Raw genomic sequence first — 14,766 nt, 5'->3', positions numbered from 1 at the left:
GTCAACTATTTTACTAGACTGCCTCTCTAGTACTATTGACGCGTATAACGATGTTTCACCCCAATAGGGAAATATTCAGCATCCCCCATTGGTGCTAATGTAACCTGTGGTGTTTGATATTCTGCGGGAACATAATTAGCAAACTCGCTATTTAGACGTAGCAGTTGTGAAAGAATAGAACATGCGATCGCAAGTCTTCGCTCTTCACTACCCTCTACCCCTGCTCCTAACTCCACAACCACATATAAAAATCGATTTTTATCTGCATCTTCCTTCACCTGCAACACGAATTTACCAGTCACCCATTCTTGAATTCCTGGTTGTTCTAATCCCACCGTCACATTTTCGGGATAGATATTTGCGCCAAAGTAAGAAACTGTAAAGTTAGAACGGCCGAAGACATAAACAAAAGGTAGCTGATAAATACCTCTAGGTGATTGTTGAGTGTCAGAACGAAGATTTTCAAGCGGGTTAAATCCCCATTCTGCTAAAAATTGCAGCATGGCATCATAACTAATTATCCCGCCAGTATCTAAGATGTCATAACGTACTAAGGGAATACCGTTATCTCCTGAAAATAACAATCCGCCATCGTGAACTTCAAAAAAGCGAGTGAAGGGATCGTATTGTACTAACGTGGGTAAACGCGATTCCCCAAATAAAGCTCTAGCTGCATCGGGATTTTCTGCCAAAAAACGGCGAATGCAGATACTTAAGGGTGTTTCATTACCCAAAACTCCCGCATCCGCAGTGCCGTAAAGTGATGCAAAATCATAGCAAGGATTTTGTGAACCAACTCGTTCGCTTACTAAACTCCGCCATTCTTCACTAAATACTTCTCCCGCCATCACCAATTTAATCTGATATTGCTGCCACTCTACACCATGGGCAATACCAGTATCAATTACATCTTTTAAAAATGGCGGATATCCCAACAGCACCACTTGCTCAAAAGCTGAACCCAGTTCTTGGACAACTCGCAAGATTTCTTCTTTGTTGTTACCAGGAGTAATTACGGTGATGAGATAACCTTTGCTAGCAAGATAACGACAGCAATTAGTGGTAAACATCCCACCTACCCAAGTGCCTAAAGTGAAACAAATCACTGCTAGGGTACGTCTGGTATCTGAATGAAAACTATCGTGAAAAATTTGTTCAAAACGTGTGGCGATTTGGAGTTCATCTGTGAAAAAACGAGGCCAAAATGTTGGTTTACCACTAGAACCTGATGAAGCGGCGATCATATCGCACCCTTCTAGTTGTCCGTTGTGGCACAAGTCAGCTAAGGGATAACGCAGTATATAATTTTGTTTAGCGATCGCTGGGAGTCTTTGAAACTCCTCCAAGGTTTGAATACTCGCGGGATTAATTTCCCTTTCAGCTAAAAAAGCTTTGTAGGCAGGTACATTAGCCGCCACATCATGAAATAAAGTTAAAGCTGCCGAAGTTTGAGTGTTGAGATGCCGTTGCAATATCGTTTCTAGGGGGGTAGATAAAAAATCTTCAAATGCTTTAATTACTCGCTGCTGTCGTGGTATGGAGTTCATGACGCTTGTTGTTTATCCTGAAAATGAACCAACACCGTTAAAATAATTCGTAATGACGCTCGAAGACTCGCTACCGCTTCGCTAACGTAATTCGTAATGACGCTCTTACGCCGCTAACGTAATTCGTAGGATATCCGAAAATGAGGATATGCGCGTTGTAGTCATCCAATAAAACATTAATTTATCCTTCAGCACCATGCAACTCTATTGCAGTAGACAACACACAAATAATGGTAGTAACCGCTTTTGTACCCATTGTGGTGAACCATTACCTCTTGCTGTGGGACAGGTTGTGGATAATCGCTATCAAATTATCCGTCATTTAGGGCAGGGCGGCTTTGGACGCACCTATTTGGCGGAGGATATAAGTCAATCCCATCGAACCTGTGTGCTGAAGGAATTTGCGCCCCAAGTACAAGAACATCAAGATTTACAAAAAGCTAAAGAGTTATTTGAGCGAGAAGCCAATGTTCTGAAAAAACTCCAGCATCCACAGATTCCGCGTTTTCACGCCTCGCTACAAGTGAAAATAGGTACTAAAGATTTTTTCTTTTTAGTACAAGATTATATAGATGGTGACAATTACTACCAACTATTAGAACAACGCGAGAGCCAAGGAAAGACTTTCAGTGAAGAGGAAGTAATCACCCTACTGCAACAGATTTTACCTGTATTAGCCTACATCCACTCACAAGATGTTGTTCACCGTGATATCTCTCCTGATAATTTAATTTGGCGGCGTTCTGATAATCTACCCGTGCTGATTGATTTTGGTGGTGTCAAACAATTGCCAGCTTCTCAAGGTTTTTGGCAGACGAAGTTGGTGGGGAATAATACTTTGCTAGGTAAAAAAGGCTATGCTCCAGAAGAGCAGCTACGGCAAGGGAAAGCATTTTTTAGTAGTGATTTATACTCCTTAGCAGTTACGTCACTGGTGTTGCTCACAGGGCAAGAACCGCAAAAATTATACGACAGCTACCAGGGAATTTGGGGTTGGGGAAAACAAATCCGAGTTAGTCCCAAACTGGAAGCGGTGTTAAAAAAGATGGTGGCTTATAAACCGAGCGATCGCTATCAACGAGCCGAGCAAGTCCTGAAAGATTTACCATCTACAAGTGCGGCTAAATCAACTGGCAATTCGATTACCAGCAAGATTAAGACGATGGTAGTTGCTCCGGGAAGACAACGCGCCAGCGCTATTGTGAGTAGATTCCAGAATAGAACGCAAGCGATCTCCAAACCGATATCTTTCCCTCTTTGGATTCGTCCTTTTATGATGAGTTTAGGGGGAACAGCTTTAGTTGTCTTAACCGGCGCAGGTGCTTGGGGGGTAGTAAATGCAGTCATTCGCAGCGTATCTTCAATTACCATCCCATCAATTTCATTACCGCAAATTCCCCAATTCCCAAGCGGGAAACCAGGTAGTGACAAAGGAAAAAATCCTAATCTCCAAGAAATTATCAGTCGTCGTCAACAGCTAGAAATTACTGAAGGATTTTTTATTCCCTTCGTAGACGATTTATTTTATACTAAAAAACCAGAATTAAAGGGACGTAGCCTGACATCTAAACCTGAAGATGCTGGTTTACGAGATGAATGGTCTGGTATTGCTGACGATTTATTGAATAAAATAGAACAGGCAAAGCTCAGTACAGAATCTCGTCAAAAATTAGGTAAATATAGTCAAAAAGATTACGATACATGGAGACGACAAGCGCGATCCGGCCAATTTGGGGACTATACACTTGAGCAACTGAACAAAGACACAAATGAAAAATTTGATCGGTTGTTTCCTCGTCAGGAGCGTGGGAAACTGAATCAAAAGACCTTCGGTCAAATTTGGTATGCGATCGCAGCCGATCAAGTCAGTAAAGTACAATCTGGCAAGTAAGGAGACTGGCGACTAGGGAAGAATAACAAATAACAAATGACAAATGACCAATGACAAATGACCAAAATATATTGTTATAAAGGACATGAAAATTCCCCAGGTAGTCGCTTTTGTCTCCAGTGTGGTGAAAAATTGTCGGGTGCGCCCATGAGTTATAGTATCCAACCGGGACTAACTTTAGGCGATCGCTATGTAATTGTGCGTCAAATTGGCCAAGGTGGCTTTGGACGGACTTATTTAGCCGAAGATGTCAACCGTTTCCGCGAACTTTGTGTTTTAAAAGAATTTTCCCCCCAAGTTCAAACCGCTTACGTTGTTCAAAAAGCAGAAGAACTGTTTGAGAGAGAAGCGAGTGTTCTCTATAAACTGCAACATCCGCAAATTCCCCGCTTCCGGGAACTGCTGCGGCTAAACTTAGGGGGCAAAGAATATCTGTTTTTGGTACAAGATTATGTAGAAGGGGAAACTTACAATTCTTTGTTAAATGCGCGGTTACAACAAGGTTTGCGCTTTACAGAGGCAGAAATACGCCAATTGTTGCAGCAAATTTTGCCAGTGTTGGAATACATTCACTCACTCGGAGTAATTCATCGAGATATTTCTCCAGATAACTTAATGCTTCGCACTGTTGACAAACTGCCAGTTTTAATTGACTTTGGCGGTGTCAAACAAGTAGTAGCAACCGTAGCTTCCGAATATTACCAACCCGGTATGGTTGCATCTTCCCCATCACCAACCCTATTAGGTAAGGTTGGATTTGCACCCCCAGAACAGATGCAAACTGGGTTAGTATCTCCTCACAGCGACTTATATGCTTTAGCTGCAACAATGTTGGTTTTACTGACAGGGAAACAGCCCCAAGAATTAATTGATACCTATAATTTAACCTGGCAGTGGCGACGGGAAGTAAACGTGAGTCCGATTTTGGCACAGGTATTAGATAAAATGCTATCTGCCAGACCAAGCGATCGCTATCAATCAGTTCACCAAGTAATCGAAGCCCTCAACCCGCCCCCAGCTAACTTTCCCCCAACTCAATATCCCACCCCACCACAACCCACATCCGCCACCGTCGCCGTCTCCCCCCCTCCCCCATCTTTCTCATCTCCTCCCTCTCCTTCTTGGTGGACACCAACAAAAATCTTCCTAGTGGCGGCGGTGGTAGCTGGTAGTGTTGGATTAATTTGGTGGGGAGTGAATAGCAGCCGCAACGATATCGGGGAAGTTCAACCTACTCCCACAGCTAGCCCGACTCCAACCAGTAACCAACCAACCGATCCTTTAGCGCAATATTCACCCGCAGAACGGCAGCGTAAAGAAAAATTAAACGATCGCCGTCAACAGTTGGGGATTAACTCTAACTTCTATGTGAACTTGGTGAATCAAGTTTTTTGGGACAGAAACCCCAGTGTACGCGGGCGCACTCTCAGCGATGGGACTGAAGATGAGGGTTTGCGGGCAGAATGGGATAAAACAGCCTCAGAATTGCTGGAAAAACTAGCACCCCTGAGTTCCAACACCCGCCGACAACTGGGAACTTATACAAGCGCTGAACGCGATCGCTGGAAAGTAGAAGTCAACAAAATCAACGTTGGTAGTCGTTCTTTGTATGATTTGGGAGACGCTGCATTTTTAAGTGTATTCCCGGAACAGCGTGGTAAAGATTTCCGCGATCAGCCCATTGGACAAGTTTGGTACGGTTTTGTTAGCGATAAACTCAGTGCGATCCTCTCCGGTAGCGCTTTCCAGAAACTTGTCTTTGATCCGGGCGCTACTGGCAAAACAGTCAGTGGTAATCTTCAACCTGGTAGTGGCAAAGTATTTATTGCTGGACTTGCTAAAAATCAATCTCTGGAATTCAAACTAGAAGCAAATTCCCAAGTTTTATTATCAGTCTATTCACCCTCTGGCAAAATCCAATTCTTAGAAGATTCTACCAAGCGCAGTTTATCAACTAAATTACCAGAAAACGGATTTTACGAGTTTGTCGTGGTTTCCACAGCATCGAAACCAGTAGACTATGAACTCACCGTTACAGCAGAAAATCCCACTCCTCCCCCATCGCCAACACCTACGCCAACGTCTACACCCACGGAAACATCCACGCCTGAACCTACACCTGAACCTACACCTACAGAAACCCCCACACCTGAACCTACACCTACGCCTAGTGCAGAGGTGACTCCCCAGAAGAATTAAAAATATCGGGGAAATCCAATTAGATAAGTTGATTCGCTAAAACCTTGCAATCCCACTCCTTAAAGGGGTGGGGGTGTCAAAATCCACCAGAAAACAATTTACCAACTTGCGCCAAATCGATATTTCCACCACTGATGATGACACCAATCCTCGACTCTGGTGCTGTCACCACACCTTCGAGTAAGGCTGCTGCTGCAAGTACTCCTGTGGGTTCAACGACAATTTTCAGACGTTCCCATAAGAAAAACATGGTGCGAAGAATCGCTTCTTCAGATACCGTCACCATATCATCAACGTAATGCAGCACTAAGGGGAAAGTAATTTTACCAAGGCTAGGAGTCCGCGCACCATCGGCGATGGTATCAGGATTCTTGACAGTTTGCAGGGTTTTGGTGTGAAAAGAGCGGGTAGCATCGTCGGCAAGTGCTGGTTCTACCCCGATTACTTTACAATTGGGTAAAAGTGACTTGGCTGCGATCGCACATCCTGAAAGTAATCCGCCACCGCCACAACAAACTAATAGCAAATCCAATTCACCAACCTCTTGAATCAGTTCTAAAGCAGTTGTCCCCTGTCCGGCGACTACATGAGGATGATCGTAAGGGGGAATGAGTGTCAAAGAGCTATCATCTGCTAAATTTTGGGCTAATTCTTCTCGGTTTGTTTCTTGACGATTGTATAAAATTATCTCTGCACCATAGCCACGAGTAGCAGTTTGTTTGACAATGGGTGCATCATCAGGCATGACAATAGTGGTGGGAATATTGAGGATTTTTCCAGCTAGAGCGATCGCTTGGGCATGATTTCCTGATGAATAGGTGAGAACGCCTGTTTGTTTTTGTGCTACCGATAGTTGCGCTAAGGCATTGTACGCCCCTCTAAATTTAAATGCCCCGGTGCGTTGAAAGTTCTCGCATTTAAAGAATACTTGGCTATTGGTGCGATCGTTAACCATTCTAGAAGTTAGCACAGGCGTGCGATGGGCAATTCCCAAAATTCGCTCTTGTGCTGCTTGCACATCAGTTATAGTAACGGAATTAGGTTGTGACATTAATGAAAAAATTAAATATTTTTGATCTTGTTTATATAGATACAGATTTTTATATTTACGTCTCTTATGCTTGATTGAAGCATACTCGTTTCAGGTAGATAGCATCATTTATTGTCTGCATAAAAATAGCTACCGCAAACATTATATATTGTTGTAGCTATTTTTATAAAACTTAAATTAATTAACTCACATTCGCCATTTTTCTAGCATGAATAAAACATCTGAAAGTCGGCAAAAAAAAACTGCTCTAATTACAGGAGCGGCTAGTGGGATCGGCTATCAATTAACCCAGATTTTTGCTCGTCATGGTTATAATCTGGTGTTAGTGGATAAGAATGAACAAAAACTTACAGAAATCATAAATGAATTTCCGCAAAAGTTTGGGATTTTTGTGAAAATTTTGACTAAGGATTTATCTATCCCAACATCTCCAGAAGAAATTTTTAGAGAACTCCAGCAAGAATCCATCAAAATTGATGTGCTGGTTAACAATGCTGGCTTTGGTACTTATGGAGCATTCAGCGAAACAGACCTCAGTATTGAACTGCAAATGCTCCAGGTAAATATGGTGACTTTGACACATTTAACAAAGTTATTTCTCAAGGATATGGTCGAGCAAGACTATGGAAAAATATTAAATGTCGCCTCAGCAGCAGCTTTTCAACCGGGGCCTCTAATGGCGGTTTATTTTGCTACTAAAGCCTATGTCTTATCATTTTCAGAAGCGATTGCTAATGAATTAGAGGGTACTGGTGTTAGCGTTACTGTTCTTTGTCCCGGCCCAACAGCATCAGAATTCCAACAAACTGCTGCAATGGAAGATTCCAAGATTGCTAATGTTAACAGAATGATGGATACGGAAACCGTTGCTAAGATTGGTTATCGGGGTTTAATGAAAAATAAAACTGTTGTTGTTCCTGGGATGAGAAATAAAATATTGACCGAAAGCGTCAGATTTACACCCAGAAATCTAGTAACAAAGGTTGTGAGAAGTATGCACGAACTCCAAAAAAATAGGTAGCTCGATATTTTATCCTTTTTCAACTAAATCGCCAGAGTTACTTTCTTCACACAACAAATTGCACAATGGCATCTACCAAAAACCAGATGTATTAGCCATCCAACAACTAATAATTTAAGTCTAGCTATTATTTATTACTATCCTAGGGATGCTCAATTCCCTGACTCTAGTAAGATGTTTCTTCATTGTCTCAACCGTTATTATATTGATGAAATAGAAATAAAAGTTGATGAACTGAGGTAAGTAATGGCAATTAAATTGAAAGTTCCGGATATTAAAGGTGATGAGTGCGCCAAGAAAATAACTAAATCTATTTTGACGATGGAATCTGATGCCAAGGTAGATGTGAATGTTGATGCTAAAACCGTAACTGTAGATACTGCGGCTTCTGAAGAGTCGATTAAACAGATAGTTCAATCTGCTGGTTATACGATAGAAGGCTATTAATGTCTTCATCAAAATTTCTGAGGAAATTTAGATGTAATAATTTAGTTTGCACAATTGCTTTGTTACATATTCGCCCGGTTTACGGGCGGAATATTTCGAATAAAGTTATAAGCTGCAACACATAAGTATCTAGTCATAAATAAATTTAAAGTTTGTAGTAAGGACTTTAGTCCTGATAATCCTTGCTCTGAGCGATAAATCGCTCACTACAAACTAAGAGTTTATTTTATATTTAATTATGTCTACCTACTTACAGCTAAAGACCGGAGGATTTTGAAAGTATTGCTATATATTTGTTTGTTCTAACAAAATTGTTAAAATTCCCAGTGCTAGTTTTCAAGAACGGATTAACATTGGGTCATAAATTTGACATTCCTGAACTCCATAATTGCCTACAATAAAGCTAGCCTGTTCAAGCTCATTGTCTGTGCCGCTAACGATGAGTATGTAATTTCCTTGCTCAATTTGCTCGTTGTAAAAGCGTGCCCAATCATCTGCTATTCCTAGCCTCATCGCGTCAAAGCGCTCACTTAAATTAATACCAGTTAACCCAATAAATTGAGAAAGGTCTTTGCAAATTAAAGACATCTGATTTGCTGAAAACCCTGTGATATACATATCGTTAATTGCAGCTTTAGCATTCTCTATGTTATCGAAGCAACTAACAGCATATTTGCTCAAAATCCCACTTTTATTAGGAATGGTAGTAGTAGAATTTGGAGATAATTGCTCAATACTTATAGGTTCGTAAATGCCAAATTCTTCAATACCCCAACGCTGTAGAATTGCTTCTACTTTAGCAATTTCAAAAGATGTACAATCCACGATTATGAAATAGTGTCCATGCTCTACTCGCTCGTTATATGATCTAGCTTGTTCTTCTGATATTCCCCAACCAACTAATGCACCAGCAAAAGTCCCAGTAGCAGCACCAATACTTGCACCAACAAGGGTTGTAACCAAAGCAGTTGCAGCTGCGCCAGCCAGCATTATTGGCCCAACTCCAGGGATTGCTAAAGTCCCAAGACCTACTAATAAACCAGTCAATCCACCAACAGCGCCCCCTGAAAGACCTCCTACTGTTGCACCTTCGTCAGCTTTATCACCAGTGCGCTCTTTAATTTCATCCTCGATAATTTCATGATTGCGGTCTGCATTCTGTACAACTACAGATACTTTGTCCATCGCCAAGCCAGAATCTCTCAACTCATGTAGCGCCTGTTCTGCATCTCGACGATGAGTAAATACGCCCACAGCACGTTGATATTGACTTAAAACCATTATTACTCCTTGGTAGCAGGGGAAATTAATTCCCCACAAATTTAGTTTTTTATTACCTTGTAATCTTAAATACAATTTTATTTAAATCGGAACTATCCTAAGTAATAAAAATTATTATGGTTAAGGCAAGAGACGCGATGAATCGCCGTCTCTACAATAAGTAGTCTTTCGTGCTGATGAAAACCCGACCAACGGATTCTTTTGTTTAAAAAATCTGTTGATCGGGTTTAGCCATTCACAAAAAATCAGCTGAGATTACACTCTGTCTACTTTGATAGTTCTGGCATGAAGCGAATGCGTTTATCGTTAATGCTATCAAATGCAGGTGTAGGCCAGCGATCGACTACTTTGCCAATAATTGACATTTCTCGAACTAAGCGGTCAAATTTATCAGGGGTGAGAGATTGCGGCCCGTCAGATAAAGCTTTTGCGGGATTGGGGTGAACTTCAATCATCAAGGCATCTGTACCAGCTGCGATCGCAGCCATTGCCATTGATGGAACGTATTCAGACCTACCAGTACCATGACTAGGATCGATCATAATCGGTAAATGGGTCAGCGATCGCAACACCGGAAGCACCGATAAATCTAAAGTATTCCGGGCATATTTACCATCAAAGGTTCTGATTCCCCGCTCACAAAGAATTACATTTGGGTTTCCAGATGCCAAAATATATTCTGCTGCCATCAACCACTCGTCAATTGTGGCAGACATCCCCCGCTTCAGCAGCACGGGTTTATCTTGAGCGCCTACCTTTTTCAACAGCGAGAAGTTGTGCATATTCCTAGCTCCAATTTGGATTATGTCAGCTGTTCTCGCCACTGCTGATAAATCGGCAGCATCCATCAATTCTGTGACAATACCCAAACCAGTCGCTTCCCGCGCTGCTGCTAATAAATCTAAAGCGCTTTCACCATAACCTTGAAAGGCATAAGGTGAAGTGCGGGGTTTGTAAGCTCCACCACGCAGAAATTGCGCTCCTGCTGCCTTGACGCGCTTTGCGGTTTCGACAATCATCGCTTCATTTTCAACGGAACAAGGCCCAGCTACCACTACGATTGGATGATGTTCGCCAAAATAGACATCACCGTTGGGTGTAGGTACAACAACCTCGCTGGCTTCTCCATGTCGGAATTCTCGGCTTACCCGTTTGAAAGGTTGTTGCACCCGTAATACTTGTTCAATCCAAGGGCTAAATTCCTGAACCTGTAATTTATCGATGCTAGTGGTATCGCCAATTAGCCCTAGTACAACTTTATGAGTTCCAACGCTTTTTTCTACCGTAACTTTCCAAGTTTCACTCAGTTCTTCGCTGATACGGGTAATTTCCTCAGCAGGTGTACCGCTCTTAAGGATGATAATCATCTGTTTTTCCTTGTGTATAGTTTTGGGTGTAATATATTGACCCCTCTCCAAACCTCTCCCCGAAACGGAGAGAGGCTTAATCCTATGAGGAGAGGTTCGTCTAGTGTAAAAATTCAGCGAGTTGTTCTAGTTTTGTCCAAGCCGCGCCGCTTTGCAGGATTTCCTTCACCAGGACAATACCTTTAACACAACCAACTAAAATATCCGTTTCCCCGTGAATGGCTTCACCTACTTGGAGTGCCAGGGCTGTGTTTAAAGCGACAACATCCTGCTGTGCTTGAGTGCCTTTACCTTGGAGAACTGCCTTCAAAATTTCGGCATTTTCTTGGACATCTCCACCGTGCAATGCCGCAGTGGATGCAAAATTCAACCCAAGTTCTTGAGGGTTCAGCGTTAGAGAACGCACCTTTTTATCTTGAAGTACAGCTAAGTCGGTGACATCTGCCAAACCAGCTTCATCTAAACGTTCGCGTCCATGAACTGCGATCGCTTGCTGACATCCCAATTGCGATAAAGCTTGAACAATTTCCTCTAGTAAAAGCGGATCGTTCACGCCAATAATTTGCCCTGTCGGCCGCATGGGATTTACTAGCGGGCCGAGTAAGTTAAAAACAGTCCGTACCTTCAAAGTTTTTCGCAAAGTTGCGATCGCTTTGAGTGCAGGATGCCAACCTGGAGCAAACAAAAAGGTGATTCCAACTTCACCCACTGCGGCTTGCACTTTTTCTGGATTGGCGTTGAGATTTATCCCCAAAGCTTCCAGTACATCAGCCGAACCAGTCTTACTGGATGCTGAACGATTGCCATGTTTGGCAACCTTTACCCCGGCAGCAGCAGCAACAAAGGCAACAGCAGTGGAAATATTAAATGTTGAAGCACCATCTCCACCAGTTCCGCAGGTGTCAATTAGGGGGGCTGGGTATTGGGTACTGGGTACTGGGGATTGGGATTGTAAGACACTGGCCATGCCTACTAATTCTTGGGCGGATACGCCTTTGGCTTGAATTGCGGCTAAAATTGCTCCTGATAGGACATGGGGAATGGCATCTGTGAGCCAACCTTGCATCAAATCTGTAGCTTGGGAAACCGTCAACGATTGCCGATTTAACAACTGTTGCAATAAAGCTGGCCAGTTGTAGAACTCAGAAGAGATAGCGATGTTTTCGGGTGGAGCTTGGGTTACAGTTATCATTGTGGTTATTTCTCATTTGACTAGTTCTGAATGAAGAATAAGTTTGTAGTCAGGACTTTAGTCCTGAATTTTTAAGCACTAAAGTGCTTACTACGAACTCATCTAAATCAATGACATGAACCACTAGGGAATCAGGACTTTGGCGACGGTTTGTACATCTTTGTCACCTCTGCCGGAGCAATTGATGACGATGCGGGGATTGCCTTTTAACTGAGGACAAAGGGTTTCGAGATATGCGATCGCATGAGCAGTTTCCAAAGCTGGGATAATTCCCTCTAGTTGCGAGAGTCTTTGAAAAGCATCTAAGGCTTGTTTATCAGTCACACTGTAATATTCAGCGCGACCAAGATCCTTTAAATAACTATGCTCAGGGCCAACGCCGGGATAATCTAATCCGGCACTAATTGAATGGGCTTCGATGACTTGACCATCATCATCTTGCAGTAAATAGCTCATTGCACCATGCAATACACCTATTCTTCCCTTTGTCAAGGTAGCAGCGTGTTTTTCTGTATCTACACCTTCACCCGCCGCTTCCACTCCAATTAGACGCACTGAAGGTTCATGCACAAATTCATTGAATAAGCCGATCGCATTGGAACCTCCACCCACGCAAGCTAGTAAAATATCTGGTAATCCTCCCCATTTCTCCTGGGATTGAGCGCGAGTTTCTACACCAATTACCGCGTGGAAGTCACGGACAATCATCGGGTAGGGATGAGGCCCGGCAACGGAACCGAGGATGTAATGGGTTGTTTCTACATTTGTCACCCAATCCCGAATTGCTTCGGAAGTTGCATCTTTGAGAGTTCCCGTACCCGCTTCTACCGGACGAACTTCAGCCCCCATTAATTTCATGCGGAACACATTTAGCGATTGGCGTTCCATATCATGGATGCCCATGTAAATCACACATTTCAAACCAAACCTAGCACATACAGTTGCAGTGGCTACGCCGTGTTGACCTGCACCTGTCTCGGCAATAATCCGTTGCTTACCCATGCGTTTAGCTAGCAACACCTGAGCTAAAGCATTATTAATTTTGTGAGCGCCTGTATGATTTAAATCCTCACGCTTCAAATAAATTTGTGGCCCCGTGCCATCTGGTCTAGCGTAGTTTGTTGTCAGGCGTTCAGCAAAATATAATGGGCTGGGTCGTCCGACATAATCGCGCAGTAGGTTTTGCAGTTCTGCTTGGAAACTCGGCTCGTTGCGATATTTTTGAAATGCTGCTTCTAACTCACTTAATGCAGGCATTAAGGTTTCGGGGACGTACTTACCGCCAAATCTTCCAAATCTGCCCAAAGAATCTGGTTGGATAGTTGCAGTCTTGATGTCTTGTATGCTTACCACTGTTTAAAATCCTTTTACGTTCAAGTATTTTTTACTTTCGTTCTATTCAAGGTGACTCTTCAAATCTCTGCGTTCTCTGTGTCTCTGCGGTTCGTTATTTTTTATCGAACCACAGAGGCGCAGAGGGCACAGAGAGAAGAAAGAGAGAGAGTTTTTTACTTTGCAGAAACAACTTGTTGCAGGGATACTGGGGTAATTGCTGTTTTAAGTTCTTGACAAAGCTTTTCTACAGCTTGTAATCTTTCTGTTGGGCTACCTTCAGCTAGACGTTTGACGAAGGCACTACCAACAATCACCGCATCTGCTCCCCATTCCATTACTTGATGCGCTTGTTCTGGCCCGGAAATACCAAAACCAACGCCGATGGGTTTATCGGTGACGCTTCGCAAGTCGGTAATTAAATCTTTTACGCGGTCTTGGATTTGAGCGCGGATACCTGTAACGCCTGTGACGCTTACCAGGTAGATAAAACCTTGAGATTGACGAGCGATCGCTAAAATCCTATCTTTAGAACTGGTAGGAGCTACAAGTAAAATTACCTCAATCCCAAAAGATGCAGCAGTTTGGATTAATTCTCCTGCTTCTTCTAAGGGTAAATCTGGCACTACTAAGCCTTGCACCCCAACAGCAGCAATTTGGGCCAAAAACGTCTTAATACCCCGGTGCAAAATGGGATTGTAGTAAGTAAATAGAATTATCGGTGCTTTCAGGGTAGGAGTTAAACCTTCCAACATTTCTAATACTTGCTCTAATTTCGTGCCTTTTTGCAAAGCGCGAGTTGCTGCTGCTTGAATTACAGGCCCATCTGCGAGAGGATCGGAGTAGGGAATGCCCAACTCAATGAAGTTTGCACCATTACGATCTAAGATACGTAAAGCCTCGGCAGTGGTTTCTAAGTTAGGATCGCCTGCTGTGATAAAGGGGATTAAAGCACACTGTTGGCGTAGGCGTAAAGTTTGAAAGGAGTCGGAAATAGAAGTCATTTTGAAAAATAGTTAATGATTAGTTAATAATTCTGGAAAAATCAACATTTAGGAATTAGCGATACCCACGCTATATTTTTTGTTGTTGAGTCTTTTAGCTCCGTTAACGAGTCTTTTAGCTCCGTTAACGAGTCTTTTATCTCCGTTAACGAGTCTTTTAGCTCCATTAATGAGGCTTTTATCTCCATTAATGAGGCTTTTATCTCCGTTAATGAGTCTTTTAGCTCCGTTAACGAGTCTTTTAGCTCCGTTAACGAGTCTTTTAGCTCCGTTAACGAGTCTTTTAGCTCCGTCGTCGAGTATTAGAGCTTCATTTTTGAAGTAATATAGCGCTTCTCGCTTGGATGTAATACACTTTGACCTCTCTCCAAACCTCTCTCCTAAAAGGAGAGAGGCTTTGAATCTTACTCCCCTTCCCTTGCAGGGAAGGGGCT

At 42.7% G+C, this 14,766-nt stretch carries 12 protein-coding genes; 4 read left to right on the top strand and 8 right to left on the bottom strand.

What is annotated here, in order from left to right:
• Positions 1 to 32: 32 nt before the first annotated feature.
• A complete protein-coding gene (locus tag FD724_RS31105) occupies positions 33 to 1,547 on the bottom strand; it encodes a phenylacetate--CoA ligase family protein (protein ID WP_179075287.1) in 1,515 nt (504 codons plus the stop codon).
• A gap of 196 nt (positions 1,548 to 1,743) precedes the next feature.
• Here FD724_RS31105 and FD724_RS31100 point away from each other — a divergent pair, with 196 nt between their 5' ends.
• Both FD724_RS31100 and FD724_RS31095 read left to right on the top strand, forming a co-directional pair.
• On the top strand, positions 1,744 to 3,438 hold the full coding sequence (locus tag FD724_RS31100; protein WP_179075286.1) for a serine/threonine-protein kinase: 1,695 nt from the start codon (positions 1,744 to 1,746) through the stop codon (positions 3,436 to 3,438).
• 57 nt (positions 3,439 to 3,495) lie between these two features.
• A complete protein-coding gene (locus FD724_RS31095) occupies positions 3,496 to 5,637 on the top strand; it encodes a serine/threonine-protein kinase (RefSeq protein ID WP_179075285.1) in 2,142 nt (713 codons plus the stop codon).
• A gap of 76 nt (positions 5,638 to 5,713) precedes the next feature.
• Here the strand turns inward: FD724_RS31095 and FD724_RS31090 are convergent, their stop codons facing one another.
• Positions 5,714 to 6,688, bottom strand: coding sequence for a threo-3-hydroxy-L-aspartate ammonia-lyase (locus FD724_RS31090; RefSeq protein ID WP_114080639.1), 975 nt, complete (start codon positions 6,686 to 6,688; stop codon positions 5,714 to 5,716).
• A gap of 208 nt (positions 6,689 to 6,896) precedes the next feature.
• Here FD724_RS31090 and FD724_RS31085 point away from each other — a divergent pair, with 208 nt between their 5' ends.
• Both FD724_RS31085 and FD724_RS31080 read left to right on the top strand, forming a co-directional pair.
• Positions 6,897 to 7,709: an SDR family oxidoreductase gene (locus FD724_RS31085; RefSeq protein WP_179075284.1), complete on the top strand. Its 813-nt coding sequence runs from the start codon at positions 6,897 to 6,899 to the stop codon at positions 7,707 to 7,709.
• Between the two features lie 246 nt (positions 7,710 to 7,955).
• Positions 7,956 to 8,156 (top strand): heavy-metal-associated domain-containing protein, encoded by a 201-nt coding sequence (locus tag FD724_RS31080; protein WP_114080641.1) that lies wholly within the window; start codon positions 7,956 to 7,958, stop codon positions 8,154 to 8,156.
• A 336-nt stretch (positions 8,157 to 8,492) separates the two neighbouring features.
• Here the strand turns inward: FD724_RS31080 and FD724_RS31075 are convergent, their stop codons facing one another.
• From FD724_RS31075 to FD724_RS42185, 6 genes are all read right to left on the bottom strand, one after another.
• A complete protein-coding gene (locus FD724_RS31075) occupies positions 8,493 to 9,437 on the bottom strand; it encodes a hypothetical protein (RefSeq protein ID WP_179075283.1) in 945 nt (314 codons plus the stop codon).
• A 266-nt stretch (positions 9,438 to 9,703) separates the two neighbouring features.
• Positions 9,704 to 10,804 carry a 3-deoxy-7-phosphoheptulonate synthase gene (gene aroF / locus FD724_RS31070; RefSeq protein ID WP_179075282.1) on the bottom strand — a complete coding sequence of 367 codons (1,101 nt, stop codon included), beginning with the start codon at positions 10,802 to 10,804 and terminating at the stop codon, positions 9,704 to 9,706.
• A gap of 100 nt (positions 10,805 to 10,904) precedes the next feature.
• The gene (trpD, locus tag FD724_RS31065; RefSeq protein WP_179075281.1) at positions 10,905 to 11,996 is read right to left on the bottom strand and encodes an anthranilate phosphoribosyltransferase; all 1,092 of its coding nucleotides are present in this window, start codon (positions 11,994 to 11,996) and stop codon (positions 10,905 to 10,907) included.
• 123 nt (positions 11,997 to 12,119) lie between these two features.
• A complete protein-coding gene (gene trpB / locus FD724_RS31060) occupies positions 12,120 to 13,349 on the bottom strand; it encodes a tryptophan synthase subunit beta (RefSeq protein ID WP_179075280.1) in 1,230 nt (409 codons plus the stop codon).
• Between the two features lie 155 nt (positions 13,350 to 13,504).
• Positions 13,505 to 14,332 (bottom strand): tryptophan synthase subunit alpha, encoded by an 828-nt coding sequence (trpA, locus tag FD724_RS31055; protein ID WP_179075279.1) that lies wholly within the window; start codon positions 14,330 to 14,332, stop codon positions 13,505 to 13,507.
• A 48-nt stretch (positions 14,333 to 14,380) separates the two neighbouring features.
• The gene (locus FD724_RS42185) at positions 14,381 to 14,635 is read right to left on the bottom strand and encodes a hypothetical protein (protein ID WP_372726536.1); all 255 of its coding nucleotides are present in this window, start codon (positions 14,633 to 14,635) and stop codon (positions 14,381 to 14,383) included.
• Positions 14,636 to 14,766 lie beyond the last annotated feature (131 nt).

This window comes from Nostoc sp. C057 (genome assembly GCF_013393925.1).
GTDB classification, from domain to species: domain Bacteria; phylum Cyanobacteriota; class Cyanobacteriia; order Cyanobacteriales; family Nostocaceae; genus Nostoc; species Nostoc muscorum_A.
This window is presented reverse-complemented; position numbering and strand designations above follow the sequence as displayed.

What these genes read in the sequence shown, in the direction of transcription:
- FD724_RS31080 (WP_114080641.1), top strand. Translation starts at nt 7,956, where the DNA reads ATGGCAATTAAATTGAAAGTTCCGGATATTAAAGGTGATGAGTGCGCC.
- FD724_RS31095 (WP_179075285.1), top strand. Translation starts at nt 3,496, where the DNA reads ATGACCAAAATATATTGTTATAAAGGACATGAAAATTCCCCAGGTAGT.
- FD724_RS31090 (WP_114080639.1), bottom strand. Translation starts at nt 6,688, where the DNA reads ATGTCACAACCTAATTCCGTTACTATAACTGATGTGCAAGCAGCACAA.
- FD724_RS31085 (WP_179075284.1), top strand. Translation starts at nt 6,897, where the DNA reads ATGAATAAAACATCTGAAAGTCGGCAAAAAAAAACTGCTCTAATTACA.
- FD724_RS31100 (WP_179075286.1), top strand. Translation starts at nt 1,744, where the DNA reads ATGCAACTCTATTGCAGTAGACAACACACAAATAATGGTAGTAACCGC.
- FD724_RS31075 (WP_179075283.1), bottom strand. Translation starts at nt 9,437, where the DNA reads ATGGTTTTAAGTCAATATCAACGTGCTGTGGGCGTATTTACTCATCGT.
- trpA (WP_179075279.1), bottom strand. Translation starts at nt 14,332, where the DNA reads ATGACTTCTATTTCCGACTCCTTTCAAACTTTACGCCTACGCCAACAG.
- trpD (WP_179075281.1), bottom strand. Translation starts at nt 11,996, where the DNA reads ATGATAACTGTAACCCAAGCTCCACCCGAAAACATCGCTATCTCTTCT.
- aroF (WP_179075282.1), bottom strand. Translation starts at nt 10,804, where the DNA reads ATGATTATCATCCTTAAGAGCGGTACACCTGCTGAGGAAATTACCCGT.
- FD724_RS31105 (WP_179075287.1), bottom strand. Translation starts at nt 1,547, where the DNA reads ATGAACTCCATACCACGACAGCAGCGAGTAATTAAAGCATTTGAAGAT.